Origin of the sequence: Vibrio sp. 10N.222.55.C6 (assembly GCF_041473395.1) — a bacterium.
Taxonomy (GTDB): domain Bacteria; phylum Pseudomonadota; class Gammaproteobacteria; order Enterobacterales; family Vibrionaceae; genus Vibrio; species Vibrio crassostreae_C.
The window spans coordinates 1-251 of sequence record NZ_JBFRSD010001256.1 but is presented as its reverse complement, the minus strand read 5'-3'; the positions used below and the strand labels follow the sequence as shown (position 1 = coordinate 251).

Annotated in this window: 1 pseudogene; it reads left to right on the top strand. The window is 39.4% G+C overall.

What is annotated here, in order from left to right:
* Positions 1 to 163, top strand: a pseudogene (locus AB4486_RS28435) (glycerophosphoryl diester phosphodiesterase); the annotation flags it as partial.
* Positions 164 to 251: the final 88 nt, after the last annotated feature.

Below are 251 nucleotides of genomic sequence, written 5' to 3'. Positions count from 1 at the left end.
CATGAACTACGAGCATGTGAATCAGAGCGATCTTGATACACTCAGTGAAGCAAATATTCAAACTTGGTGCTACACCGTAAACGATCCGTCTCGCTTCGAATTTCTCTCAAATGTGGACGCGGTATTCACTGATTTTCCGAATAAATTCAGCTCGATAAATTGACCCCACAAATACAATAAAAGTCACCCTGAGAGACTTTAAAATTAACCTCTAGAAACCTCAAAATTAGGTAGCAAACACAAGTGAGTAG